Below are 24,523 nucleotides of genomic sequence, written 5' to 3' on the forward strand. Positions count from 1 at the left end.
CGGTGGCCACCCATCCAGCAGCCGGAGGGGCAGCCAGTGGACACCAGCGAACAGCGCCGGCACAACGACCGGGACGGCCGCGCCGAAAAGGCCGGGGCGGCGGCCGGGGAAGGCCCCGCGGGAGGGTTACCGGCCTGGCTGGTGGCCCGCGGCCTGATACCCGATACGGGCCCCAAACGCGTCCTCGCCGCCGCCACCTTCATCAACATGATCGGCAAGGGCCTCTTCATGGCCGGGGCCGCGCTCTTCTTCACCCGCTCCGTCGGCATCCCGGTCGCCCAGGTCGGACTCGCCCTGGGCGCCGCCGCCCTGATCGGCCTCGTCGCCGGTATCCCCGTGGGGCACCTGGCCGACCGGCGCGGGCCGCGCGAGGTCTACCGGATCGCGGTGGTCGTGCAGGCCCTCGCCGTGGCGGGGCTGGTGTTCGTGCACACCTTCCCGTGGCTGATCGCCGCCATGTGCGTGGCCGAGCTGGCCAACTCGGCCGGCACGGCCGCCCGCGGACCGCTGACCCGCGCCGTGGGCGCCCCGAACCCCACCCACTACCGCTCCTATCTGCGGGCCCTCAACAACATCGCCGCCGGCTGCGGCGCCCTCGCGGCCGGTGTCGCCGTCCAGGTGGACACCCGGACCGCGTATGTGAGCCTCATCCTGGGCAACGCCGTCGCGTTCCTGGTCTGCGCGGCCATCGCCTCCCGCATCCCGTCCGTGCCACCGGTCAAGGCCCCCGAGGAGAGCGGGCGTTGGCTCGCCCTCAAGGACAGGCCGTACGTGGTGCTCACCGCCCTCGACGGCATCATGTCCATCCACACCCAGGTGCTGATCTTCGCCCTGCCGCTGTGGATCATCGGGCACACCGACGCGCCGCGGTGGTTCGTCGGCGCGAGCGTGGCGGTCAACACCGCCCTCGTGGTCTGCCTCCAGGTACGGGCCAGCCGCGGCATCGACTCCAACCGGGCGGCCGGCCGGGTGGTGCGCCGCGCGGGGGTGGCGCTCCTCATCGCCACCGCCCTCATCGCGGCGGCGGGCGGCACGCCCGGCTGGGGCGCGGTGGTCGTCGTCGTACTCGGCGTGGTCGTGCTCACCATCGGCGAACTCTGGCACACTGCCGCCTCGTTCGAGCTGTCGTTCGGCCTCGCGCCGGCGCACGCGCAGGGCCAGTACTCGGGTCTGCACGGTATCGGCCAGGGGCTGTCCAACTCGATCGGCCCGCCGCTGCTCGGTCTGGTCTGCCTCGGCTGGGGCGAGCCGGGCTGGCTGGTCATGGGAGCCCTCTTCCTGGTCGTCGGCCAGCTCATGCCGCATGTCGTGAACTGGTCCGACCGCACCCGCGCGCACGCCTCGGACTGACCCCGGGGCCGACCCGGCAGCACATTCGCGCGTACTCGCGCAAGCCCGTGACGCCCATGGGCCGCTGGGACTTTAGTCCTATTCTGGCCGCGCCGGTCCCATGCGAGGCTGAGGCAGCGCGAGCAACGCGGCGGGGGCCGTTCCCAAAAGTCGGATCCGGAATCGGATTCGGGTGCGGGTTCGGGTGCGTGCTTCGGTTCCAAAGACCCCTCGTCGTCGCCGGCCGGCCACCCCGGCCGGGCACGTCCATGCAGTCCATGCAGTCCGTGATCGGTGAGGGTGACACCCCATGTCGGGCACAATCCTGTTCTTGAACCGCTGGCCCCGGCCCGATGACGAGCGGCGCTGGGAGAACCGCCTCGCGGCTCCCGAGGATCTCTTCCTGCCGGAGACCGACCGCGTCACGTACGTCTGCGACGCGGGCGGCCGCAGCGGAGTGCCCTCCGACGCCGAACGCGTCCACCTCGTCGAGGACTTCGACGACCTCGAAGGCGTCCTGCGGCTCCTGGACGCCGTCGTCCGCGACGAAGGCCCCTTCGACCACGTCATCGGCTTCTCCGAACTGCTCCTCGACCTCGTGGCGACCCTGCGCGAGCGCTACGGCATCCCGGGCGCGGGACGCGAGGAGACCGCCCGGTTCCGCGACAAGACCGTCATGAAGGAGACCCTCGCCCGGGCCGGCGTCCGCGTGCCGCGCTGGGCGCCCTGCCACACCGAGGACCAGGTCCTCGCGGTCGCCGATACGTTCGGCTACCCCGTGATCGTCAAGCCGGTGCGCGGCGCCTCCAGCCAGGGCGTGCGTGAGATCGCCTCGGCCGAGGAGCTGCGGGCGCTGTGCGCCGAGCGGAGCCTGCGCGACCTCGAGATCGAGGAGTTCGTACGGGGCGAGATCCTGCACGTCGACGGCGTCCTGGACGCCTCCGGCAAGCCGCTGTTCCTGTGCACCTCGCGCTATGTCTCCACCTGCCTGGACTTCGAGCTGCTGGGCGAACCGCTCGGTTCCGTCTTCCAGACGGACCCCGCGGTACGCGCCCGGTGCGAGGAGTTCGCCCTTCGCTGCCTGACCGCGCTCGGCCTGCGCGGCTCGGCCTTTCACCTGGAACTCTTCGACACGGGCGAGGAGTTGGTGTTCCTCGAGGTCGGCGCCCGGGTGCCGGGCGCCGACGTGCCCTACGTCATCCACGACGTCCACGGCGTGAACCTGTTCAGGCTGTGGGTCGACGTGCTGCTCGGCCGCCCGGTCGACCCGCCGGTCCCCGACCTGGAGCAGAGCGGCGGCTGGCTGATGATCCCGGGCCCCAGGCCCCTTCCCCAGAAGGTCACCGCCGCCACCCCGCTCCTCGGCGACGTGCCGTATCTGTACCGGGAGTTGGTGCCGGAGGCCGGTGAGGTCCTGGTCTCCCGGCCCGGCTCGTACGCCACGCTCCAGGGCGGCCGCTTCCTCTTCCGGGGCGGCACGCAGGCGCAGATCGAGGAAGCCGTGCGCCAGGTGCGCGCCCGCTACCGGCTGGCGGCCGAGCCCGTCCCGTAGAGCGCGCCGGGCACCGTGCCGCAGACCTACCGAACCATCTCGTACATCCGAAATCGAACCATCGAGTCCGTGGAGGAAAGACGTGGGTCAGTTGAACCATGCGGAGCTGGTCGACAAGAACTTCGTGGTGTTCGCCGAGGGGTGCTTCGGCCTCTTCACGAGCAAGATCGCCGCATCACTGATCCGCTACCGCGGGGACCGCTGCGTCGCCGTGGTCGACAGCCGCAAGGCCGGTCAGACCGCCCAGGACGTCCTCGGCTACGGCGGCTCGATCCCGATCGTCGGCCGGGTCGAGGACACCCTGCACCTGCACCCCGAGGTCATGGTCATCGGCAAGGGCCTGCACTCCGCCGAACTGCCCTCCGGCTGGAAGCCGCACCTCCTCGCGGCCGTCCAGAACGGCCTGCACCTGATCAACTCCATCCACTACCGCCTCACCAGCGACCCGGACATCGCCCGCGCCGTCCGCGAGAAGGGCATCACCGTCTGGGAGACAAAGGACGCCCCGACGGTGCCGCTCAACAAGGCCCGCGTCCTCGGCCTGGACAGCTGGATCATCCACACCTGCGGCAGCGACTCCAACATCGGCAAGAAGACCGCCGCGCTACAGATCTGGAACGAGGCCAACGGCCGCGGCATCTCCACCGGGTTCGCCGCCACCGGCCAGAGCGGCATGATGATCTCCGGCCACGGCGTCGCCGTCGACGGCGTGCCCGGCGACTTCATGGGCGGCGCCGTCGAGCAGGTCGTCATGGAGGCCGCCGTCGGCAACGAATGGGTCGTCGTCGAAGGCCAGGGCTCCCTCAACCACATCGGGGCCAGCGGTGTCGCCCTCGCCATCCTGCACGGCGCCCTGCCGCACGCCCTGGTCTTCTGCCACCGCCTCGGCGCCGAGCGCACCAAGGTCTGGGAGACACCCATCATCCCCATCCCCGAACTCATCCGCATGAACGAGGAGCTGACCGTCTTCGAACGGCCCGCCAAGGTCGCCGCCGTCAGCGTCAACAGCGCCGGCTTCACCGAGGAGGACTACCGCCGCGAGGCCGAGAAGCTGGAGGCCGAGACCGGGCTGCCGGTCCTCGACCCGGTCCGCGAGGGCGGCGCCGCCCAGCTCGTCGACATCCTGCGCGCCCACCAGCGCGAGACCGCGGACCGGCAGCCGGTCCGGCGGCGCTGAGTGCGGACCCGCGAAGCCGAGGAGGTGCACAGGTGAAGAGAGCGGTCCTGCTCCTCATGCACCAGGGAAAGTCGTTCACCGAGGAGGCCGCCGCGGCCACCGCGGGTCTTGGCCTGACCCTGGTCGCGCTCAGCTCCCGCCCGGAGACCCCGGAGGCCCTGGACGCGAGCCGCCGCCACCTGGCGGACTGCGTGGTCACCGAGGAACCCGAACTGCGCTTCGGCGATGTCGAGAAGGCCGTACGCGAACTCGCCGACCGCGGCTACCGGGTCGAGGCCGCCCTCGCCACCTTCGAGGGCTACCGGCTCCTGATGGCCGAGCTGAACGCGCGGCTCGGCGCGCGCGACTCCGCCGAGCCCGCGTTGCGCCTCTGCCTCGACAAGTACGAGCTGCGCCGCTTCCTCTTCGCCGAGGGGCTCAGCGAGGTCCGGGTCCATCAACTCGCAGCGGGAGTGACGCCGGAACTCGACGCCTCGGCACGCTGGTTCGTCAAGCCGGTGCGCGGCGCCTCGTCCTTCGCGGCCTTCGTCCTGGAGGACGTACGCGATCTGGCGGACCTGCCGGCGATCCAGGAGCAGATGCGGGCCGACCGGCGCATGAAGGCGATCTTCATGGACCGGTACGACTTCCTGGTCGAGGAGTATGTCGAGGGCCCCGAGTTCAGCTTCGAGACCCTCGTCCTCGACGGGCGGGTCCACCACCTGTGCGTCCACGAGAAGGCCCGCGTGGAACGCCTGGAGCGGACCACCCTGGAGGGGATGTCGGTCAGCCCGCCCGCCACCATCGGACGCGAACTCGTCCTGGAGGGAGCGGACTTCGTCACGCGCTGCCTCGCCGCGCTGGAGGAGCACGGGTTGACCGACGGCGCCTTCCACGTCGAGGTCAAGTACTGGGAGGCGAAGAAGCGCTGGGAGATCATCGAGATCAACCCCCGGATGGGCGGCAGTCTCATCGACGCCAGCGTCCAGGCCGTCACCGGGCACTCCCTGCTCGACCTGTGGACCGAGTCCCTGCTGCTGCCCGACGGCGAACGCGACGCGTTCCACGACCGGCTCACCCACGCCTCCCAGCTGGAGGCCCTGCGCACCGGCGCCCCGACCCGGGCGACCGTGTTCCTCAGCAAGTACGGCGAGAAGGGGCGGACCGTCGACGCGATCGGCTTCGACCCGCCCACCCGCCCGCCCCGGATCCTGCGCGTGCATGTGGCGGAGGGCACCCGGCTCGACGCCTCCGACCGGGCGATCTGCCTGATGGACGCCCTGTGGGACGTGGCGGCCGACGACCTCGACGCCGAGACCGCCTTCCTCGACCGACACGCGACGGAGCATTTCCATGTCCGCTACCGCTGACCCCGACGACCCGATCCTCGACCTGCACCTAGGCGGCAAGCTGGAGGTCCGCGCCACCGTCCCGCTGCGCGACCGCGAGGACCTCGCCCGGGTCTACACCCCCGGCTTCACCCGGGTCGCCGAGCGGATCGCCCGCGACCCGGCCGCCGCCGGCCGCTGGTCCATCCGCGGCAACACCGTCGCCATCGTCACCGACGGCTCCGCCGTCTCCGGCCTCGGCGACCTCGGCCCGCTGGCGGCCCTGCCGGTCATGGAGGGCAAGGCGCTGCTCTTCAAGGAGTTCGCCGGCATCGACGCCTTCCCCCTGTGCCTGGGCACCCAGGACGTCGACGCGATCGTCGACACCGTCGCCCACCTCGAACCGACCTTCGGCGGCATCATGCTGGAGGACATCGCCGCCCCGCGGTGCTTCGAGATCGAGGACCGGCTGCGCGAGCGGCTCTCCATCCCCGTACTCCACGACGACCAGCACGCCACCGCCGTCGCCGCGACCGCCGCGTTGATCAACGCGGCCAAGGCGGTCGGCAAGCAGCTCGGCGACCTCAAGGTGGTCGTCGCCGGTGCCGGAGCCGCCGGCACCTCGACGGCCCGGCTGTTCATGAACATCGGGGTGCGGCGGATCGTCGCCTGTGACCGGCAGGGCGCCCTGCACCGGGGCCGCACCGACCTGACGGACGCCAAGCGGTGGTTCGCCGACCACACCAACCCGGACCAGGAGACGGGTCCGCTGCGCTCCGTCCTGGCCGGTGCGGACGTCTTCGTCGGCTTCGCCGGGCGCGGTGTCCTCGCTCCCGAGGACCTGCTGACCATGGCCGACCGGCCGGTCGTCTTCGCCCTGTCCAACCCGCACCCCGAGTTCCTCCCCCACGAGGTGCGGGACACGGTCGCGATCCTCGCGACCGGGCGCAGCGACCTCCCGAACCAGATCGACTGCGGACTGTGCTACCCCGGCATCTTCCGGGGCGCCTTCGACGCGGGCGTACCGAGCATCACCGAGGAGATGAAGGTGGCCGCGGCCCGCGCGATCGCCGGTCTCGTCGACGACCGGACCCTCGGGCGCGGCCAGATCGTGCCCGACATCTTCGACGGCGTCGCCCCGCACGTGGCGAAGGCGGTGGCCGAGGCCGCCGTCACGCCCACAGGCACCTCCCTCCCGTAAACGTCCTTCCCGAGCACCACCTTCCCGCGAGCCCTCCCCTGAAGGAGAACGCAATGAACCGCGTGCAGAACACCGGGATCAGCCACCCGAAGCCGTTCTACAACGAGGAGCAGAGCCGGCTGAAGAAGGCCGAGCTGGACCGCTACATGGACAAGAAGATGGCGGAGTGGAAGGAAACCGTCCCCTTCGCGTCCCACCTGACCGACCCCGAGCTGCACCAGGCGTACTACCGCCGCACCCTCATCGAGCACGTGTGGCGGATCCGCCTCTCCCGGGTCAGCCAGTCCAAGGCCATCTACAAGATCGCCCAGATCTCGCCCAAGGCGGCCAAGGACTACGCGCACTACCAGGCCGACGAGATGCTCCACGACAGGCTGTACGTCAGCGACGCCGCGGCCGCCGGCATCACCGAGGAGGAGATCCTCGCCACCGAGCCGTACCTCTCCACCCGCCTGTTCGAGGGCTTCTTCTACTACGCCCTGGAGCACGAGTCGGCCCTCGCCCCGGTCGTCTCCAACTACCTGGTCGAGTACACCCAGGCCAAGCTCCAGCCGGCCATCGTCCAGAACCTCCAGGAGCGGCTCGGCAAGGAGAACGTCAAGGGCCAGGCCGCCCACCTCCACGTCGACACCACCGAGGACCACTCCCAGGAGATGTGGGACATCCTCCACCAGCTGATCTTCAGCGAGGAGGACTTCCAGAAGGTGTTCAAGTACATCGACGACGTCCAGGAGATCCTCGCCATGTTCTTCCGCGAGATCTACGAGGACACCGTCGCCAAGCACGCGGCGACCGCCGCGTGACCCACTCGTCCCGGGCCACGCCGACGACAGGACCAGCACGGAGACCTCATGCGCCTACGGGTTGAACCGATCGACAGCTTCACGGGGACGTTCCGCGTCCCCGCCTCGAAGCCGGAGACACAGCGGGCGATCCTGGCGAGCACCCTGGCCGAGGGGCGCTCGCGGATCACCAACGACCTCCGCTGCGAGGAGACCGAGACCATGAAGCGCGCCTGCCGCGCGCTGGGCGCCGAGATCGTCGAGCACGAGGGATACCTCGACATCACCGGCACCGGAGGGCAGTTCAAGGACGACGGCCGGACGGTGATCCGCTCCGACGGCTCCGGGCTCGTCTTCCGTACGATGACGGCGCTGGCCTCCGTCCTGCCGTCACCGGTCGTCGTGACCGGCGACGAGACCCTGTGCAAGCGGGTCATGTCCCCGCTCCTGGACGCCCTGCGCGACCTCGGCGCGGACATCGAGTCCATCTGCCGCGAGGGCAACGCGCCCGTCGTCAACTGGGGCGGGCGCCTCGCCGGCGGTCTCTGCCGGCTGCCCGGCGACGTCAGTTCGCAGTTCATCACCGCCATCCTGTTCGCCGCCCCGTTCGCCGAGCGCCCGGTGGAGATCGAGGTGGCCGGCCGGGTCCACTCGATGTCGTACATCGAGCAGACCCTGCACACCCTGCGCGAGGCGGGCATCGACGTCACCGTCTCCGACGACCACCGGCGCTACCGCGTGGAGCCCTCGCTCTACCGGTCCCAGGACGTCGCCGTGCACGAGGACTACACCTCCGCCTCGTACCTGCTCGCCGCCGCCGCGCTCTACCCGGGCCGTACCGTCTTCACCGGCGTCCACGGCACCAGTACCCAGGGCGAGTCGGCGATCGTGCCGATCCTGGAGCGGCTCGGCGTGCGCACCGCGTTCGACCGCGGGGCCGACACCCTGACCGTCGACACCCCGCCGGACAGCCTGCGCGGCGACTTCCACATCGACGCCACCGACTGCCCCAACATCGTGCCCACCCTCGCCGCCCTCGGCGCCTATGTCGAGGGCACCCTCCGGGTCACCGGGGCGCGGGTGACGCACTTCCACAAGGCCTCCCGCATCGAGGCCATGGTCGGTGAACTGTCCAAGGCGGGCGTGGACATCCGGCCGCGGTACGAGCGCGGGGTCTGCGACGGCTTCGAGGTGCGCGGCAGGTCCACGTACCCGGGCGGCGTGGAGTTCTCGCACTGGGGCGACCACCGCATCTTCATGTCGCTGTTCGTGGCCGGTCTGCGCATGGAGTCCGCCAACGTCTACTCCGGCTTCGAGGAGGTCCGGCTCTCGTTCCCCGCGTTCTTCGAGGAGTTCGCCAAGGCGGACGTCGTCACCTCGGCCGTCGACGGGCCGGACGCCGACCCCGCCCCGCCCGGCCCGCGCCGGGCCCCGGCCGCGGTGCCGGTCGGCGGCGCCTGAGCCGTCGGGGGCGCCGGCCGGCCCTCACCGGCCGGCGCCCCCCGCACGGCCCGCGCCCCGCCCCACCGCCGCCGCCCACCAGAGCGCCCACCAGAGAGGAACCCCCCGGATGTCCGCACCCGACACGGCCGCGCTCGTCAAGGAGTACCGCGAGAACGGCTTCGCGGTCGTCGAGCGTCTCTTCGACCCGAGCGAGGTAGCCGAGCTGAACACAGCCATCACGGAGATCCTGGACGTCCCCGACATCGGGTCCGTCGCCGAAGTGGAGCCGGGCGACAACGGCATGGCCCGCCGGATCTGGTCGCCCACCAAGCAGCACTCCGCGTTCGAGCGGGCCGCCGCCCACCCCCGGCTGCTCGACCACGTCGAGGCGCTCATCGGCCCCGACATCCTGTTCCACTACAGCAAGCTCCACCTCAAGGCCCCGCAGGTCGGCAGCGTCGTGGACTGGCACCAGGACTTCGCCTACTACCCGCACACCAACACCGACCTGGTGACGGCCCTGGTCTACCTCGACGACACCACCACCGAGAACTCCGCCCTTCAGGCCGTCCCCGGCTCCCACAAGCGCGGACTCGCCGACCACTACGTCGACGGCTTCTTCCGCGGCAAGGTGGCGGGCGCCGACGCCCCCGACCCGGGGCTCGCCGTGCCGATCGAGGCGCCCGCAGGCAGCGTGGTCTTCATCCACTGCCTGCTGCTGCACTACTCCTCCCCGAACCACTCCGACCGCTACCGCCGCGCCTTCCTGCCGGCCTACCGGGCGGCCGACGCCTACCCGATCCACTTCGGGGCGCACGCCGGCCACAACGAGGCCGGGGTGCGCCTGCTGCGCGGTAGCGTGTCGGACACGGCACGCGTGGAGGCCGGTACGTGGCGCCTGCCGCTCGCGGAGCGCCCCTTCGGCTCGCTCTTCCAGCTCCAGGAAGGCGCCCACACCACGGAGACCGCGGCGGCCACCGGGTACGCCACGCTGGAGGAGGCGAAGTGACAGCCCGATGAGGACGCCGAACGTGACGGTCGTCCGCGCCTGCCTGCGGGGCGGCGCGGGCGGCAGCCCCACGGCCGTGGTCCTGGAGGACGACCCGGCCGGTCCGCGTCTCGGTGACGACGAGCGGCGCCGGATCCCGGTCGAACAGGGCACCTCGCACGCGGTGTTCGTACGCCAGGACGGCGACACGACCGAGCTGCGCTTCTTCACCGCGGAAGGGGAGCTGCCGGCCTGCGGGCACGGCACCGTCGCCGCCCTCGCCCTGCTCGCGGCGCGGCACGGCGGGGACCGGCCCTATCGGGCCACCCTGCGGGCCGGGGGGCGCGTCTTCGCCGGCCGGGCCGAGCGCGACGGGGACCGGATCACCGCCGCCTTCGACCCGGGCCCGGTCACCCTGCGCGAGCCCACCGCCGAGGAACGCGACCTGGTCCTGTCGACGCTCGGCCTGGCGCCGGACGATGTCGGTCCTGACGTGCGGATCGCCGGTGTGGGCCGCGAACGCGTCCTGGTGCCGGTCCCCAGCGGGGCCGCGCTCGCCGCGCTCCGCCCGGACCTGGACCGGCTCAGGGCGGCCTGCGACCGGTTCGGGCTGCTCGGCGCGTACGTCCATTCGGCGCCCTCGCCCGAGGGCGCGCTCGCGGCCCGGATGTTCGCGCCCTCGATCGGCGTCCCCGAGGACATCGCCAACGCCAACAGCACGGCCTGTCTCGCCGCCCACCTGGCCGACCGCGGCGTCCACCGGATCGCCGTCGACATGGGCGACACCCTCGGCAGCCCCGCCACCATCACCGCCACGGCGGGAGCGGACCTGCGCGTCGAACTCGGCGGCAGTGCGCGGCTCGTGACGGAGGCGGACCGGCCCACCGGCTGACCACCGGAGGTCGACGCGGCTGACCGCCCGAGGTCGAGGAGGCGCCCGCAGGACCCACAAGCGGTACGAACGCGTGTACGACACGGGTGCGAGCGCCACTCCCCGGTGCCTCTGACGTCGTCCGTTCGGCCCATCCCACCTGCGGGAACGACCGGCGCCCCGGAGCGTGGGGGCATGAGGTTCGCCGACGAATTGAAGAGCGCCGTCACCCCGCGAGCAGCCCTGCTCGTCATCGGCGTACTCGCCCTGCAACTGCTGTTCATCGCCTCCTATGTGGGCGCGCTGCACAACCCGAAACCGAAGGACGTGGCCTTCGCGGTGGTCGCCCCGGGCCCCGCGGCGAAGGAAACCGCCGACAAGCTGGAGAAGCTCCCCGGCGAACCGCTGGACACCCGCGTCCTCAAGGACGAGGCCGCGGCCCGCCACCAGATCATCAACCGGGACATCGACGGCGCCCTGATCGTCGACCCGCGTGGCACGACCGACACTCTCCTGGTCGCCTCCGGCGGCGGCACCGCGCTCTCCAGAACCCTGACCACACTCGTCACCGAGGCCGACGCGGCCGAGAAGCGCGAGGTCAAGACCGTGGACGTGGCCGCGGCCTCGGACCAGGACTTCAACGGACTCTCGTCCTTCTACCTCGTCGTCGGCTGGTGCGTCGGCGGCTATCTGTGCGCGTCGATCCTCGCGATCAGCGCGGGCTCCCGGGCCGCCAACGTGCCGCGCGCGGTCGTCAGGCTCCTCGCCATGGCGCTCTACTCGATCGTCGGCGGACTCGGCGGCGCGGTCATCATCGGGCCGATCCTCGGCGCCCTGCCCGGCAGCGTCCTGGGCCTGTGGGGCCTCGGCGCCCTGATCGTCTTCGGGGTCGGCGCGATCACGCTCGCCCTCCAGGCGCTCACCGGCATCGTGGGCATCGGCCTGGCCGTCCTCATCGTGGTGATCGGGGGCAACCCGAGCGCGGGCGGCGCCTTCCCGCTGCCGATGCTGCCTCCCTTCTGGAAGGCGATCGGACCCTGGCTGCAACCGGGCGCGGGCACCTGGACGGCTCGCTCCATCGCGTACTTCGAGGGGAACGCGATCACCGGACCGCTCCTCGTCCTCTCGGCCTGGGCACTCGTCGGCGTCGTCGTCACCGTCGCCCTGTCCGCCCGGCGCAGACCGGTGAGCGGCTCGATCGACCTCAGCGGCACGGGGTACGGCAAGCCGTGAAAGAGCCCCGCCCCCGCCTCTGGAACGCTCCAGAAGCGGGGGCGGGGCATGACCCTCGTACCGACTCAGCAGTACCGGCTCAGCAGTACGGGCTCAGCCGATTTCCGCGCCGTAGGCGCTCAGCGCCTCCGGCACCGGCTGGAAGAAGGTCTCACCCCCGGCGGAGCAGTCGCCGCTGCCGCCCGAGGTGAGGCCCAGCGCGGTGTCGCCGGCGAAGAGCGCGCCGCCGCTGTCGCCGGGCTCCGCGCAGACCGTGGTCTGGATCAGGCCGTCGACCTGGCCCTCCTGGTAGTTCACGGTGGCGCCCAGCGCGGTGACCTCGCCGTCGTGCACCTGGGTGGTGCTGCCGCTGCGCTGCACCTTCTGCCCGACCGTGGCCTCCCCGGCCTTGCTGATCGCCTGGGTGCTGCCGTTGTAGAGGTTCACCTCGCTGGGGTGCGGGGTGTCGGCCGTGTACTTCACGAGGGCGTAGTCGTTGCCCGGGAAGCTGGACTCCTGGGTGGTGCCGATCTCCTGGCCGCCCTGCGAGTCGGACCAGCTCTTGACCGCGTTGCCGCAGTGGCCCGCCGTCAGGAAGTGCGGCTCGCCGCCCTTGACGACGTTGAAGCCGAGCGAGCAGCGCGAGCCGCCGCCCCAGATCGCGTCGCCGCCCGCGAGGAGCGCCTTGTACTCGCCCTTGCTGCGCTTGAGTTCGGCCTTGCCGCCGAGGCTCTTCACGGTCGAGGCGACCTTGTCCAGCGCGGCGCCCTTGACCGTGCGGTCCGCCGTGACGACGACCTTGTTGGTGGCCGGGTCCATCGCCCAGGATGTGCCGGGCACGGCCGCCTTGTCGTCGAGCGTGGCGCGGGCGCTCTTCAGTTCCGCCAGGGAGTTCTCGACGATTCTGGCCTTGCCGCCCGCTGACTCGACGGCGTCCGCCGCGCTCTTGTCCAGCACGTTCACGACGAGGTGCTTGCCCTTGGCGTCGTAGTACGAGCCCGCGGCGTCCGCGCCCAGGTCCTTGCCCAGGGACGAAGCGAGCTTTCCGGCCTTGGCCACCGAGAGGGTGTGCGGTGTGGGTTCGGGCGAGTTCTCGCTCGCGTTCGCGGTCTGGAAGGTGATCCCCGCGGCGACCAGCGCGGCGATGCCCGCGCCTGCCACGGCGGCACGCCGCTTGGGTATGCGTCGGTGCTTCAAAACTCACGACCTCCTGTGGGGGGAACGACCCGTCCGGTGTGGGGTCCTGACGGATCGATAGGCGGACGTGACATGGTCTGACCACGCCGGAACAGCGGCGTTGCCGCGCCCTGTAGCCGCGTCCATGCCAAGTTACTTCGTCCACTATCCCGACGCCCCGCGGTCGCACACAAGGTCAACTTCAGGACGCGCACGCGAAAACGGCAGTGCGCCCTTCAGCCCTCACACGACCCCATCGCACCACGTCGTTTCCGTTGCAAACACCGTGTGCGAGGGAAGGGTAGTCAGCCTGTGAGGACTAGTCCTGTCCGGTTCTCGCCCCTTCTCGAATGGCGGCGTCGATGACGCGAGCCCCCGCCCGGAAGCCGGGCGGGGGCTCATCCTGCTGTCGGTCAGCGGTTCATCTGCGAGCGCGCGTACGCGGTCTCAGTAGACGCTGACGTTGTACGCGCGCAGCGCCTCCGTGACCGGCTGGAAGAACGTGGTGCCGCCGGAGGAGCAGTTGCCGCTGCCGCCGGAGGTCAGGCCGAGGGCCGTGGAACCCGAGTACAGCGGGCCGCCGCTGTCGCCGGGTTCGGCGCAGACCGTGGTCTTGATCATGCCGTAGACGACGTCGCCGCCGCCGTAGTTGACGGTCTGGTTCAGCGCGGTGACCCGGCCGCTGTGCGTGCCGGTGGTGGAGCCGCGCCGGGTGACGCTCTGGCCGACCGTGGGGTCGGCGGCGCGCGTGATGTCCTGGCTGCCCACGGTGCCGGACTTGGTGATCGAGTCGTTCGTGTAGCGCACGATCCCGTAGTCGTTCGTCGGGAAGCTGGAGCCCGACGTGGTGCCGAGGACGGTGGTCTTCGCCGAGTTCGCCCACCAGGTCGTGGCACCGTCGGTGCAGTGACCGGCGGTCAGGAAGTAGTAGGCGCCCGCGCTGTTGCGCACGTTGAAGCCGAGCGAACAGCGCCAGCTGCTCGCGTAGATGGCGTCGCCGCCCGAGATGTACTTCTGGAACTTGCCCGGGGTGCGCTCGATCTTCAGGGCGTCCGCGTTGGACCCGGCGGCCGCCTTGAGCTTGGCGATCTCGGCCTTGGAGACCGTGCTGTCGGCGGTGACGACCACTCGCTTGGTCTTCGGGTCGACGCCCCAGGCGGTGCCCGCGACATCGGCGTCGAGCACGGCGTCGCCCGCCTGCTCCAACTGGGACGCGCTGAAGGTCGTCGTGCCGTCGTGCGCGTTGGCCGCGGGCACGGCGAGCGCTCCGGCGGCGACGAGCCCGGTGGCCACGGCGAGCAGGCGGGTACGTCTCGCTATGCCGGTGTGGGGGATGGTGCGCTTGATCCTCACGTTGTTCCCTCCCGAGGGAAGTCAGTGGGTCCTTGTGGGTTGAGGACCCGTGAGGCGCAGCCAAAGAGCAGGCCCGGATTCCGGATACGCCGTGCCCCTGACAAGCGCTGCTCGGGAGTATTGGGGGGCGAGGACCGGCCGCACAAGGGCGCCTTTCGGCCGACACCCGGTCGACATTCCCTCTTTCCCCGGCATTCCCCGGCATTCCCGGGTACCGGCTCAGCCGTCGAGGAGGTTCCGCTCTCCCGCCGCGACCTCGGTGACCAGGGTGTTGCCCGGCGGCGGGAAGGGGCAGATGAAGTGGTCGGCGAAGGCGCACGGAGGCAGCAGCGCCCGGTTGAAGTCGACCGTGGTGCGCCCTTCGGCATCGGGGGCGGTGGGGCGCAGGAAACGGAAGCGGTAGCTGGAGATTCCGCTGGTGGCGTCGGCGAACACGGCCCAGAGCGAGCCGTCGCCCTCGACGCTCACCCGGAGGGTGTGCTCGACTCCCCCGAGGCGGAAGGACAGCTCGCCGCCGAGGCCTAGGCCGCGCTCCTTGCCATCGGCGTTGCCCACCCTGACCGTGCGGTTCTCGCCATAGGGGGTGAAGCGGCCGGGCACCGCCCAGCGCGCGTCGTACGCGGTGACGTCGACGCCCTTGAAGGCGCGGCGCGCGGCGGCGTCCGGGTCGAAGTCGCGTACCGCCCAGAGACCTTCGCGGTGGATGACGACGAGCCTGCGCTCCCCGTGCCGGACCCGGGCCGCGGCGACCGGGCCGCTGTCGGCACCCAGCAGGACCTCGCCGGTCAGGGGCTGTCCGTCGACGGTGAGGCCGTCCTCGGCACGGGCGGTCAGGACGACCCCGTCGGAAGTCTCGGCCCACCGACCGGGGATGTCCGGAATTGAACCATCCGGATGATCCGCGAGCCAGTGCGTGCCGAGGAGGGAGAGCGGCCCGTAGGGGGCCGAGACCGTCTCCGTGCGCTGTTCGTGCCAGTGCTGCCGGTCCCGTACGGCGTCCGCGTCCGGGGTCGCGGCGTTCTCGGTGCTCATGGTGATCAACCCTTCCATACGGGCTCGCGCAGCCCGAGGTGGGAGCGCAGCGTCGCGCCCCGGTATTCCGTGCGGTACGCGCCGCGCTCCTGGAGCAGGGGCACCACCTTCCCGACGAAGTCGTCGAGACCGCCGGGGGTGAGGTGCGGGATGAGGATGAAGCCGTCCGCGGCGTCCGCGCGTACGAACCGAGTCATCTCCTCGGCGACCGAGGCGGGGGTGCCGATGAAGGACTGGCGGGCGGTGGTCTCGATGACCGTCTGGCGGATGGAGAGCCCCTTGGCCTCGGACAGGGCCCTCCACTTCGCGGCCACCGCGAACGGGTCGGCGATCTTCACGCGGCCCTGGGCCAGCTCGGACTCCGGCTCCGGATCGATGGCGGGCAGCGGACCGTCCGGGTCGTACGAGGAGAGGTCCACGCCCCAGACCTGCTCCAGGGCGAGGATGGCGTTCTGCGGGGAGACCTGCTCGCGGCGGATCCCGGCGGCCTTCTCCTGCGCCTCGGCGGCCGTGTCACCGAGTACGCAGGTGACTCCGGGCATGATCTTCAGGTCGTCGGCGTCCCGTCCGTACGCCGCGAGCCGCCCCTTCACATCGGCGTAGAAGGCGCGGCCCGCCTCCAGCGTGCCGTGCCTGGTGAAGATCACGTCGGCGGCCGACGCGGCGAACTCCCGCCCCTCGGACGAGTCCCCCGCCTGGATCACGACGGGGTGCCCCTGCGGGGAGCGCGGGGAGGTGAACTCGCCCTCGATCCTGAAGTGCTCCCCGTGGTGCGCGAAGGGCCGCGGGCGGCCTTGCGGCGTCCAGGAGTCCCACAGCTCGCGCGCTGTCGCCAGGAACTCGGCGGCCCTGGTGTACCGGTCCGCCCTGTCGAGGTAGCCGCCGCGCCGGAAGTTCTCACCCGTGAAGGCGTCCGAGGTGGTGACGACGTTCCAGGCGGCGCGGCCCCCGCTGAGGTGGTCGAGCGCGGCGAACCTACGGGCCAGTTCGAAGGGCTCGTTGAAGGTCGCGCTGACGGTGCCCGCGAGGCCGAGCCGCTCGGTGACGGCGGCGAGCGCGCTCAGGACGGTGAGCGACTCGGGCCTGCCGACGACGTCCAGGTCGTGGATCCGGCCCTTGTGCTCGCGCGGCCGCAGCCCCTCGGCGAGGAAGAAGAAGTCGAACAGGCCGCGCTCGGCGGTGCGGGCCAGCTGTTCGAAGGACGAGAAGTCGATGTGGGAGCCGGACCTCGGGTCGGACCAGATGGTGGTGCTGTTGACCCCCGGGAAGTGGGCGGCGAGATGGATCTGCTTGTGCCGCTCGGTCTGCTGGGTCATGACGGCTCCCCCACGAGCGAGCCGGGCTTCTGCGCAAGCCGGGCGTAACGATTGGCGGGCCGGGCGAGCCCCAGGTGCTCCCGGAGCGTGCTGCCCGGATAGAAGGTGCGGAACAGGCCGCGGTGCTGGAGCAGGGCGACGGTTCCGTTGACGAGCCGCTCCAGGTCGCGGCGCGGTTCGAGGGGTGTCAGATGGAATCCGTCGACGGCTCCCGCGCGGTGCCAGTCGGCGATCAGCTCGGCCAGATCGACGGGCCCGCCCCGGTAGGCGGGCCCCTGGGCGGTGGGCAGCGGCCCTCCCCCGTGCCCCGGCTCCGCGGCGCACTCGCCGCCCCCGAGGTCGACGACGAGCGCGGCGAACACCCGCAGTGCGTCCGGGTCGCGCCCGGACCGGGCCGCGAGGCCCCGCAGTTCCGCCCGCGCGGCGTCGGCCTGGAGGGCGGAGGCGGCGCGCACCAGGGCGACGTCCGCGTGCCGGGCGGCGGTCTCACGGGCGGGCGGGGCCGTGGCGTCGACGACCCGTACGGGGTGCCCCTGCGGCGGCCGCGGCACGATGGAGGGGCCGCGCACCGAGAAGGTGCTGCCCGCGAAGTCGACGTGGTGCAGCTTGTCCCGGTCGATGAAGCGGCCGGTCGCCACGTCCCGTATCTCCGCGTCGTCCTCCCAGCTGTCCCAGAGCCGGGCCGCGGCGTCGGCGACGTCACCGGCCTCGCGCCACAGCTCCTCGCGGGGCGCCGCCGGGCGCCGCCCGAAGAGCCGGGCCTCGGCCTCGGTGGCCGACACGTCGACGAGCCAGCCGGCCCGGCCGCGGCTGACCCAGTCGAGGGTGGCCACGGCGGCCTGCACGTGGAACGGCTCGGTGTGCGTGGTCGTGACGGTCGGGACGAGGCCGACGCGGCCGGTGCGGGGCGCGATCCCGGCGGCCACGGCGAGCGCGTCGGGTCCGGGCCGCGCGAAGGAGTCCCCGAGCGTCACGAAGTCCAGCGCCCCGCGCTCGGCCAGCAGGGCCAACTCGGCGTAGGGGGCGGCTTCGTGGACCTCGGGCAGGTCGATGGCGGCGGCGAGGTGGAGAGGGCCACGGCCGGTGGGTGCGGTCATCGGGTACAGGAGCCTTTCTCGGGAAGCGTGGGGAGCGGACCTCGGAGGTCCTCGAAGAGGAGCAGCCCGCGGAGGGCTTCAGAGGACTTTGGAGAGGAACGCGCGGGTACGTTCGTGTCGCGGGGCGTCCAGGACGTCCCCCGGGCGGCCCTGTTCGACCACGCGCCCGTCATCCATGAAGACGACGGTGTCGGCGACCTCGCGGGCGAAGCCGATCTCGTGGGTGACGACGATCATCGTGGTGCCCCGGGCGGCCACGTCCCTGATGACGTCGAGGACTTCGCCGACGAGTTCCGGGTCGAGCGCGGAGGTCGGCTCGTCGAAGAGGAGCAGCTTCGGCTCCAGGGCGAGCGCGCGGGCGATGGCCACGCGCTGCTGCTGTCCGCCGGAGAGCTGCTGGGGGTAGGCGCCTGCCTTGTCGGCGAGGCCGACCCGGGTGAGCAGGGTCTCGGCACGTGCGGCGGCCGTCTCGCGGGGGCGCTTGAGGGCGTGGACCGGGGCCTCGACGATGTTCTCCAGGACGGTCAGGTGCGGGAAGAGGCGGAAGTCCTGGAAGACGAAGCCGATGCGGGTGCGCTGTCTGAGCACATCGCGTTCGCGCAGCTCGTACAGCTTGTCACCCGAGCGCCGGTAGCCGATGGGCGATCCGTCGACGCCGACCCAGCCCGCGTCGGCCTTCTCCAGGTGGTTGATGGTGCGCAGGAGCGTGGACTTGCCGGATCCGGAGGGGCCGAGGACGACGGTCACCTCGCCGGCCCGGACCGTCAGGTCGACGCCCTTGAGTACTTCCAGGGGGCCGAAGGACTTGCGTACGGAGTGGACTTCGACCATGGCGTTCATCGTGCGGCTCCCAGGAAGTCGAGTACGGCACGCGCGGTGGCGTCGTTCTGGCGGAAGGTGGGGCTGTTGGTGCGGGGCCGGGTGAACGCCCCGGCGCCGCGCGCGTTGGTGTGCGGGCCGAGCGCGAACCGGCGCGGGTGTGCCACGCCCGCGCGGTCGAGCACGCGTCCGTCGGCGGGGTCGACGGCGAGCAGCCCCGTCTCGGTGGCGGCGGCGCCCTCGGCGTGCAGGGCGCGCAGCAGCGGGTCGCGGGTGCGGGCGAGGGTGGGCTGCGGGAGCCGTGCCTCGACGAGGGCGCGGGCCTCGGTGACCTGCCCCGGCAGGGTGGGGCTGTGTGCGCGGAACACCCCTGCTTCGGCGCTCACGTGGACGTCGGCGCCGAGGAACCGCACGACACCCGCGCGCGAGAGGGCGAGCAGCTGCCGCAGCCGGGGGCCCGGCGGCCCGGACGCGAGGAGGCTGAAGAAGCCGTGCCACCAGGCCCCCGTGTCGCCGAGCCGGGTCAACTGGCCGTAGACGGACAGGAGTCCGAGGAAGACGGCGAGGTCGGGGCTGTGCTCCGGGTCGTGGCGGCGGGCGAGGTCGGCGGCGATGTGGGCGCGCAGGGCTTCCTGGAGCGCGCCGTCCGAGGTGTGGCGCACCCCGGCCAGGGGGCGGTCGAGCGCGGCGAGGTCGAGCCGGTCGGCGGGGTCGGGCACGGCGGAGGTGACGAGGGCGTCAAGCTCGGGGCTGCCGGGCGCGCAGGCCGCGTACTTCTCGTCGAAGTCCGTCCAGGAGACCCGGGTGCGGTCGGGGTGTGCGGTGAAGAGGCGGTGGTAGTGGGCGAAGCCCAGCTCCTTGTCGATGAGCGGCCACACGTCCCGCCGGAAGTCGATGCCGTCGGGCCTCGCGAGTAGTTCGTCGACCTCGGTGGCCCCCAAGTAGCGTGGGAGCGGCGGGCGTTCGCCCGTCCAGTCGTAGCCGATCTTGGAGTGGTACGGGACGCCGCGCCGTGAGCCGACGTACAGCACGGGCTCCTTTCCCGAGGGGAGGTAGCGCTCCCCCTCGTACCGCCCGCCGCGCCCTTCGGTGAGCAGCGCCATCAGGTCGACGAAGGCGAGCCCGAAGCCGCGTACGAGGACGGGTTCGCCGGGTGCGAGCTGTGACAGATCGCTGTCGGCGGTGAAGTCGGGCGGCAGGTACACGAGCCCGTTCGACGCGGCGTACGCGGCCAGAGCGGCCTCGCTGGCGTCCGGTTCGGCGTCCAGGTGCCCTTGGGCCAGGACGACCAGGTCGGCGGCGAGCGGTGTCCGGGCGCCCTCCAGCCACACCTCCTGGCGGGTGTCGGGGGCGCCGGTGACGCGCAGCGCCCTGCGCCGGTGGTGGTGGACGACGGCGCCGGGCGGCAGGGCGGCCACGGCCTTCTCGTACACCCAGCGCAGATATCCGCTCTGTTCGCGGCGGCCGGCGAAGTCCCGGCCGCCGCGTCCGGCCCACTCGTGCAGCGTGGGCCCGGGGAGGACCGGCCCGGCCATCTCCACCGTCTCGTCGGTGAACATCGTGACGTCCTGGGCCTGCGAGTTCATCCACAGCAGCGGCGACTGGTCCCGCCGCCAGACGCGGCCGCCGCCCGGCGGGTAAGGGTCGACGAGATGGATGTCGAGCGGTGAACCGCCCAACAGCTCGGGCGCGTTGGCCGCGATGCGCTCCAGAATCCCGGTGCCGCGAGGACCCGCGCCGACGATCACCAGCGCCGGGCGCCGCGCCACTCCGTCCGCACTCATCGCGCCCACCCCGGCCGCACCGCTCATCGCGCGCGCTCCGAGCCGCGCGCGTAGTGCCGCTCGACGTAGTGCTGCCCGACGCCGAGCACCGAGGTGACCACGACGTACCAGATGGTGGCGACCATGAGCAGCGGGATGACCTGGTAGGTGCGGTGGTAGACGAGCTGCACGGAGTAGAGCAGGTCCTGCACCGCGATGACGCTGACGATCGAGGTGCCCTTGAGCGTGCCGATCAGCATGTTCCCGGCGGGCGGCACGATGGACCGCATGGCCTGCGGCAGGACGATCCGCCGCAGGCGGCGCCACCGACCGAGCCCGAGCGACTGCGCGGCCTCGGTCTGCCCGCGGCCGACGGAGAGGATGCCGCCGCGCACCACTTCGGCGGCGTAGGCGGCCTCGTGCAGGGTGAGCCCGATGACGGCGATGGTGACGGGCCCGAGGAGGTTCACCGTCCTGACGCCGAAGAGCTGCGGGTACAGCGCCCCGATGTTGAACCAGAAGAGCAGCTGCACCAGGATCGGCATCGACCTGAAGAACCAGACATAGCCCCAGCTCACCGCCCGCAGTACGGGGTTGGCGGACAGCCTGCCCATGGCGAGAAGCGTGCCGAGCGCGAAGCCGAGCACCATGACGACGGCGGTCAGCCAGAGCGTGAGCCACAGGCCCCGCAGCACGGACGCGGTGGTGAAGTAGTCGGCGACGACGTCCCATTGGAACGCGTCGTTGCGTACGACGGACTGGGCGGCGAAGGCGAGCAGCGCGAGGACGAGCACGGCGGCCGTCCACTGCCCCGCGCGGGGCAGTGGCACGATGCGCGGCGCGGCGGGGGCCCGCGCGGGGTCTTGGGGAGGAGGGGCGGTCGCGACTTTGGTGAGGATGTCGGAAGACATGCGGAAGGCTCCGTGGATACAGAAGTCCGGACACGGGTGATGCCTTCACATGGACCGAGCCCCTCAGCACGATCCGCGTTCGAGATTACGGGGCGTCTCACGTGCGCTGTCAAGGCCGTCCAGGATGTGAGCGTTACGTCTCACGGCAGTTGACGCGGAAACGGATGCCTGTTCCACTTGCCCCATGCATCCGCAGCAGTGGCTGGTCACGCGCTCCCACATCGACTTCGGTCGAGTGTGGTCGGCGTCTTGTTGATGCCCTCCTGAGCTTGATGCCTTCCTGAGCTTGATGCCTTCCTGAGCTTGATGCCTTCCTGAGCTTGATGCCTTCCTGAGCTTGATGCCTTCCTGAGCCTGATGCCTTCCTGAGCCTGATGGCCTCGGCTTGATGCCCTCCTGAGCCGGCCCCCTGCGCCTCACGCACCGCCAGAACCCGCTCCATACGTGCCGGGCTGCCACCGCGCACGCGCCGAGCCGGCTTCACCGTGGCCGGGCCGCCTCTCCACCCTCTCCACCCTCTCCTCCCTTTTCTCAACGCCCGCGCCGCACGGCGCCGTTGACGCCCTCGCCTTCACACGCGCACCTCACCGCCCGGCACGTCACGGGCGGTGACACCCCTCCCCTCGTACGTTCCGCTTCGCCCTGCCCCGCCGAGCTGGAGACCGTCACGCCATGAGTACGCCCCCGCACTCCCACCGCCTCCCGGCGGCCTTCGCCCTGATCACCGCCGTCACCCTCGCGCTGACGGCCTGCGACCCCGGCGGCGGCGCCGACACCACGGGCGGCGCGGCCCCCGCCGGAAAGAGCGCCGAGATCCCCACCGCCGACGTGGTGTCGCCGGTCAGGAAGGACGAGGCGGCGGCCCGCCTGCTGCCCTCTTCCGTACGGGACCGGGGAACCCTGCGCATCGCGTCCTCCGTCGGCGGCACCCCGCCCGGAGCGCTCTACCTGGAGGACGGCAGAACGATCGTCGGCCAGGACATCGACTTCGCGGACGCCGTCGCCAAAGTGCTCGGGCTGAGGCTGGAGCGGGAGGCGGCGAGCTTCGAGGCCATCCTGCCGGCCCTGGGCAGCGGCAAGTACGACCTCGGCACCGGCAACTTCGGCGTGACCGAGGAGCGCCGCAGGACCATCGACTTCGTCACGTACATCAACGACGGCCAGGGCTTCGCCGTCCGCGCGGACAGCGGGCTGAAGAAGGTCACCCACCTCCGGCAGCTGTGCGGCCTGAACGTGGCGACCGGCGCGGGCACCACCTTCGAGGTCACACTGGAGGAGAACAAGCACGTCTGCGAGGAGGCGGGCAAGGAGCCGTACGCCGTGAAGACGTACGCCGAGCCCGGCGCCGTCTGGCCGGCGCTGCGGCAGGGCCGCGCCGACGTGGTCATGTCCACCATCAACGGCCTGCGCTACGCCGTACGGCAGCAGGAGGGCCTGAGGTTCCTCGGTGAGTACCGCCGCCTCGACGTCGGCTTCGCCTTCAAGAAGGGCACGAAGCTGGCACCGGCGTTCAGGGCGGCGGTGGACCGGCTGATCGAGGACGGGACGTACGACCGCATCCTGAGGAAGTGGGGCACGCGGGGCTCGGCGATCGGGAAGTCCCGGATCTCCCCGCCGGAAACCAAGGGCTGACGCCTTGTCACCGGGCGTCCGCTACAGCCCGCAGTCGCAGCAGGAGCAGCACTCGCAGATGCCGCAGCACCCGCCGTCGCAGTCGCAGTTGTTGCAGCAGCCCTCGCGCTTCTTGCGGGACCAGGGGCCCTCGTACTCGTCGGCGCAGCACATCTTGCAGGTGCAGCACAGCCCGATCGCGACGGCGCACCCCGCCCAGAAGCCGCGCTTGCCGGGCTTCGGCGGCTGCGGCTCGAACGCGGGCCCACCCCCGAATCCACCCGGCCCGCCCGGACCCTGAGGCCCGCCCGGACCCTGAGGCCCACCCGGCCCCTGAGGCCCGCCCGGCGGCATTGCACCCCCGTACGGATTCCCGCCCCCGTAAGGATGCGCGCCCCCGTAGGGATTCTGCGACCCGTACGGCCCGCCCTGCTGCGACGGCGGCGGCCCGAAGGCCCCGCCCTGATGTGCCGTCACCGGCTGCGCGTGACCGCATGACCCGCTCCCGAACGCGCGGTCGACCGAGCGGCGCAGTTCGTGCGCGAGCAGGACGTGCGCGAGCTTGCCGTCGGTGAATTCGGCGTCCCGCAGCGCGAGCCGTATGCCGTGCAGCGCGTCGTCGGCGAGGCGGCGCGCCTCCGCCAGGGACGTGCCGGTCGCCGTGAGGGGGTTCCAGGCGCCCGACGCGGCGTCAGCTTCCCTGTCCTCCACGGCGTCGAGCAGGTGAGCGAGGCGGCCGAAGAGCCGTCCTGCCTCGGCGAGGGGTTCCACGTTGCCGGGCCGCCCCGCGAGCACCGCGGTGTGCGCGAAGGCGGCCGCGGTCGCGGTCTCGGTCGGCTCGGTGACCGCGAGCAGCGAGGTGCCGGGCCCGGCCAAGGCCTCGACGCCCGCCTGCCGTTCGACGGCGTCGAGCAGGACCGCCGTGTCGAACCCCACCTCGGAGCCGGTCCGCGCGCCCGCCCTGTCCCAGCTCCTGGCCACGCGCCGCGCGGCGACGGCCACCGGGCGGCGTGCCAGGAGGCCGTCCCCGTCGACGACGTGGTCGCGGACCTTGGCCGAGGCGAGCACCAGCGAGACGGCGGCGGCGAGCCGTGCCCCCTCGCCCCGTGCGACGGAGGCGGTCCGCATCCCGCGCAGGGGACAGGGCCCGGCGGTGCGCCGCCGGCCGGGGGACGACGGGGCCTGAGCCTCCGTCAGGACCGAGATGATGAGCCCGTCGTAGTTGGTGACGACGCGGGCGAACTGCCCGTGGTCGCCGCGCAGCGCGAGGCAGAGCCCGCACAGGTGCGCCATCCACTGGGCCTTGAGCCCGTCACCGAGGCGATGGGTACAGGGCCTGACGATTCCGAACAAGACGACGACTCCCCCGAGCGGCCGGACGTTGAGCAACCCCGGCATCGTATCGAGGGTCGTTCACCCGTACGTACCTGCCGTCACCCGTACGCCTCGAATCATCATATTTCACCCTCCGTCAGCAACCGTACACAGTACGACCCTTGAAGTAGGGCGTGCGTCGGCGTGTTGACTCTGCACCAGTACCGTCACGAAAACCCCGCGCGGCGACTATCCACTTGGCGCACCAT

The 24,523-nt window shown here is 71.8% G+C and carries 20 protein-coding genes; 11 read left to right on the forward strand and 9 right to left on the reverse strand.

Annotated elements, in window-relative coordinates:
* Nucleotides 1-36 precede the first annotated feature (36 nt).
* The 10 genes from IG54_RS0107970 (at nucleotide 37) to IG54_RS0108015 (ending at nucleotide 11,883) form a co-directional block, all read left to right on the forward strand.
* Nucleotides 37-1,350: an MFS transporter gene (locus tag IG54_RS0107970; protein WP_234336057.1), complete on the forward strand. Its 1,314-nt coding sequence runs from the start codon at nucleotides 37-39 to the stop codon at nucleotides 1,348-1,350.
* Nucleotides 1,351-1,639: 289 nt separating this feature from the next.
* Nucleotides 1,640-2,881 (forward strand): ATP-grasp domain-containing protein, encoded by a 1,242-nt coding sequence (locus IG54_RS0107975; RefSeq protein WP_030778995.1) that lies wholly within the window; start codon nucleotides 1,640-1,642, stop codon nucleotides 2,879-2,881.
* An 82-nt stretch (nucleotides 2,882-2,963) separates the two neighbouring features.
* The gene (locus tag IG54_RS0107980; RefSeq protein WP_030778997.1) at nucleotides 2,964-4,058 is read left to right on the forward strand and encodes a DUF1611 domain-containing protein; all 1,095 of its coding nucleotides are present in this window, start codon (nucleotides 2,964-2,966) and stop codon (nucleotides 4,056-4,058) included.
* Nucleotides 4,059-4,090: 32 nt separating this feature from the next.
* A complete protein-coding gene (locus IG54_RS0107985) occupies nucleotides 4,091-5,407 on the forward strand; it encodes an ATP-grasp domain-containing protein (protein ID WP_030779000.1) in 1,317 nt (438 codons plus the stop codon).
* Nucleotides 5,391-6,566 carry an NAD(P)-dependent malic enzyme gene (locus tag IG54_RS0107990; RefSeq protein WP_051819347.1) on the forward strand — a complete coding sequence of 392 codons (1,176 nt, stop codon included), beginning with the start codon at nucleotides 5,391-5,393 and terminating at the stop codon, nucleotides 6,564-6,566. The genes IG54_RS0107985 and IG54_RS0107990 overlap by 17 nt, the downstream gene beginning before the upstream one ends.
* A gap of 53 nt (nucleotides 6,567-6,619) precedes the next feature.
* Nucleotides 6,620-7,369, forward strand: coding sequence for an iron-containing redox enzyme family protein (locus tag IG54_RS0107995; RefSeq protein WP_030779004.1), 750 nt, complete (start codon nucleotides 6,620-6,622; stop codon nucleotides 7,367-7,369).
* Nucleotides 7,370-7,417: 48 nt separating this feature from the next.
* A complete protein-coding gene (gene aroA, locus IG54_RS0108000; RefSeq protein WP_063756204.1) occupies nucleotides 7,418-8,809 on the forward strand; it encodes a 3-phosphoshikimate 1-carboxyvinyltransferase in 1,392 nt (463 codons plus the stop codon).
* A 109-nt stretch (nucleotides 8,810-8,918) separates the two neighbouring features.
* The gene (locus tag IG54_RS0108005) at nucleotides 8,919-9,800 is read left to right on the forward strand and encodes a phytanoyl-CoA dioxygenase family protein (protein ID WP_030779011.1); all 882 of its coding nucleotides are present in this window, start codon (nucleotides 8,919-8,921) and stop codon (nucleotides 9,798-9,800) included.
* A gap of 7 nt (nucleotides 9,801-9,807) precedes the next feature.
* Nucleotides 9,808-10,671 (forward strand): PhzF family phenazine biosynthesis protein, encoded by an 864-nt coding sequence (locus IG54_RS0108010; RefSeq protein ID WP_030779013.1) that lies wholly within the window; start codon nucleotides 9,808-9,810, stop codon nucleotides 10,669-10,671.
* Between the two features lie 174 nt (nucleotides 10,672-10,845).
* Nucleotides 10,846-11,883 (forward strand): membrane protein, encoded by a 1,038-nt coding sequence (locus IG54_RS0108015; protein WP_030779016.1) that lies wholly within the window; start codon nucleotides 10,846-10,848, stop codon nucleotides 11,881-11,883.
* A 93-nt stretch (nucleotides 11,884-11,976) separates the two neighbouring features.
* Here IG54_RS0108015 and IG54_RS0108020 read toward each other — a convergent pair whose 3' ends face one another.
* The 8 genes from IG54_RS0108020 to IG54_RS0108055 form a co-directional block, all read right to left on the reverse strand.
* Entirely contained in the window at nucleotides 11,977-13,059 is a 1,083-nt protein-coding gene (locus IG54_RS0108020; RefSeq protein WP_030779017.1) for a S1 family peptidase, read from the reverse strand.
* A 426-nt stretch (nucleotides 13,060-13,485) separates the two neighbouring features.
* Complete coding sequence (locus IG54_RS0108025; RefSeq protein ID WP_030779018.1) at nucleotides 13,486-14,391, reverse strand: S1 family peptidase; 906 nt, start codon at nucleotides 14,389-14,391, stop codon at nucleotides 13,486-13,488.
* 219 nt (nucleotides 14,392-14,610) lie between these two features.
* Nucleotides 14,611-15,423 carry a DUF1684 domain-containing protein gene (locus IG54_RS0108030; protein WP_030779019.1) on the reverse strand — a complete coding sequence of 271 codons (813 nt, stop codon included), beginning with the start codon at nucleotides 15,421-15,423 and terminating at the stop codon, nucleotides 14,611-14,613.
* A gap of 5 nt (nucleotides 15,424-15,428) precedes the next feature.
* Nucleotides 15,429-16,739, reverse strand: coding sequence for an NtaA/DmoA family FMN-dependent monooxygenase (locus IG54_RS0108035; protein ID WP_030779021.1), 1,311 nt, complete (start codon nucleotides 16,737-16,739; stop codon nucleotides 15,429-15,431).
* Nucleotides 16,736-17,836: an LLM class flavin-dependent oxidoreductase gene (locus IG54_RS0108040; protein ID WP_030779024.1), complete on the reverse strand. Its 1,101-nt coding sequence runs from the start codon at nucleotides 17,834-17,836 to the stop codon at nucleotides 16,736-16,738. The genes IG54_RS0108035 and IG54_RS0108040 overlap by 4 nt, the downstream gene beginning before the upstream one ends.
* A 78-nt stretch (nucleotides 17,837-17,914) precedes the next feature.
* Entirely contained in the window at nucleotides 17,915-18,676 is a 762-nt protein-coding gene (locus IG54_RS0108045; protein ID WP_030779028.1) for an amino acid ABC transporter ATP-binding protein, read from the reverse strand.
* Nucleotides 18,673-20,439 carry an FAD/NAD(P)-binding protein gene (locus IG54_RS0108050; protein ID WP_030779030.1) on the reverse strand — a complete coding sequence of 589 codons (1,767 nt, stop codon included), beginning with the start codon at nucleotides 20,437-20,439 and terminating at the stop codon, nucleotides 18,673-18,675. Before IG54_RS0108050 ends, IG54_RS0108045 begins: the two co-directional genes overlap by 4 nt.
* A 23-nt stretch (nucleotides 20,440-20,462) precedes the next feature.
* Entirely contained in the window at nucleotides 20,463-21,329 is an 867-nt protein-coding gene (locus tag IG54_RS0108055) for an amino acid ABC transporter permease (protein ID WP_030779032.1), read from the reverse strand.
* Between the two features lie 672 nt (nucleotides 21,330-22,001).
* Between IG54_RS0108055 and IG54_RS0108060 the strand changes: the two genes are divergently transcribed.
* On the forward strand, nucleotides 22,002-22,961 hold the full coding sequence (locus tag IG54_RS0108060) for an ABC transporter substrate-binding protein (RefSeq protein WP_030779037.1): 960 nt from the start codon (nucleotides 22,002-22,004) through the stop codon (nucleotides 22,959-22,961).
* 21 nt (nucleotides 22,962-22,982) lie between these two features.
* On the opposite strand, the gene IG54_RS0108065 is transcribed toward IG54_RS0108060, so the two are convergent.
* Complete coding sequence (locus tag IG54_RS0108065; protein ID WP_199809509.1) at nucleotides 22,983-24,293, reverse strand: DUF5685 family protein; 1,311 nt, start codon at nucleotides 24,291-24,293, stop codon at nucleotides 22,983-22,985.
* Nucleotides 24,294-24,523 lie beyond the last annotated feature (230 nt).

The organism is Streptomyces sp. NRRL S-920 (genome assembly GCF_000717945.1).
Classification (GTDB): Bacteria; Actinomycetota; Actinomycetes; order Streptomycetales; family Streptomycetaceae; genus Streptomyces; species Streptomyces alboniger.

What these genes read in the sequence shown, in the direction of transcription:
- IG54_RS0107975 (WP_030778995.1), top strand. Translation starts at nt 1,640, where the DNA reads ATGTCGGGCACAATCCTGTTCTTGAACCGCTGGCCCCGGCCCGATGAC.
- IG54_RS0107990 (WP_051819347.1), top strand. Translation starts at nt 5,391, where the DNA reads ATGTCCGCTACCGCTGACCCCGACGACCCGATCCTCGACCTGCACCTA.
- IG54_RS0107995 (WP_030779004.1), top strand. Translation starts at nt 6,620, where the DNA reads ATGAACCGCGTGCAGAACACCGGGATCAGCCACCCGAAGCCGTTCTAC.
- aroA (WP_063756204.1), top strand. Translation starts at nt 7,418, where the DNA reads ATGCGCCTACGGGTTGAACCGATCGACAGCTTCACGGGGACGTTCCGC.
- IG54_RS0108005 (WP_030779011.1), top strand. Translation starts at nt 8,919, where the DNA reads ATGTCCGCACCCGACACGGCCGCGCTCGTCAAGGAGTACCGCGAGAAC.
- IG54_RS0108010 (WP_030779013.1), top strand. Translation starts at nt 9,808, where the DNA reads ATGAGGACGCCGAACGTGACGGTCGTCCGCGCCTGCCTGCGGGGCGGC.
- IG54_RS0108015 (WP_030779016.1), top strand. Translation starts at nt 10,846, where the DNA reads ATGAGGTTCGCCGACGAATTGAAGAGCGCCGTCACCCCGCGAGCAGCC.
- IG54_RS0108030 (WP_030779019.1), bottom strand. Translation starts at nt 15,423, where the DNA reads ATGAGCACCGAGAACGCCGCGACCCCGGACGCGGACGCCGTACGGGAC.
- IG54_RS0108035 (WP_030779021.1), bottom strand. Translation starts at nt 16,739, where the DNA reads ATGACCCAGCAGACCGAGCGGCACAAGCAGATCCATCTCGCCGCCCAC.
- IG54_RS0108040 (WP_030779024.1), bottom strand. Translation starts at nt 17,836, where the DNA reads ATGACCGCACCCACCGGCCGTGGCCCTCTCCACCTCGCCGCCGCCATC.
- IG54_RS0108045 (WP_030779028.1), bottom strand. Translation starts at nt 18,676, where the DNA reads ATGAACGCCATGGTCGAAGTCCACTCCGTACGCAAGTCCTTCGGCCCC.
- IG54_RS0108050 (WP_030779030.1), bottom strand. Translation starts at nt 20,439, where the DNA reads ATGAGTGCGGACGGAGTGGCGCGGCGCCCGGCGCTGGTGATCGTCGGC.
- IG54_RS0108055 (WP_030779032.1), bottom strand. Translation starts at nt 21,329, where the DNA reads ATGTCTTCCGACATCCTCACCAAAGTCGCGACCGCCCCTCCTCCCCAA.
- IG54_RS0108060 (WP_030779037.1), top strand. Translation starts at nt 22,002, where the DNA reads ATGAGTACGCCCCCGCACTCCCACCGCCTCCCGGCGGCCTTCGCCCTG.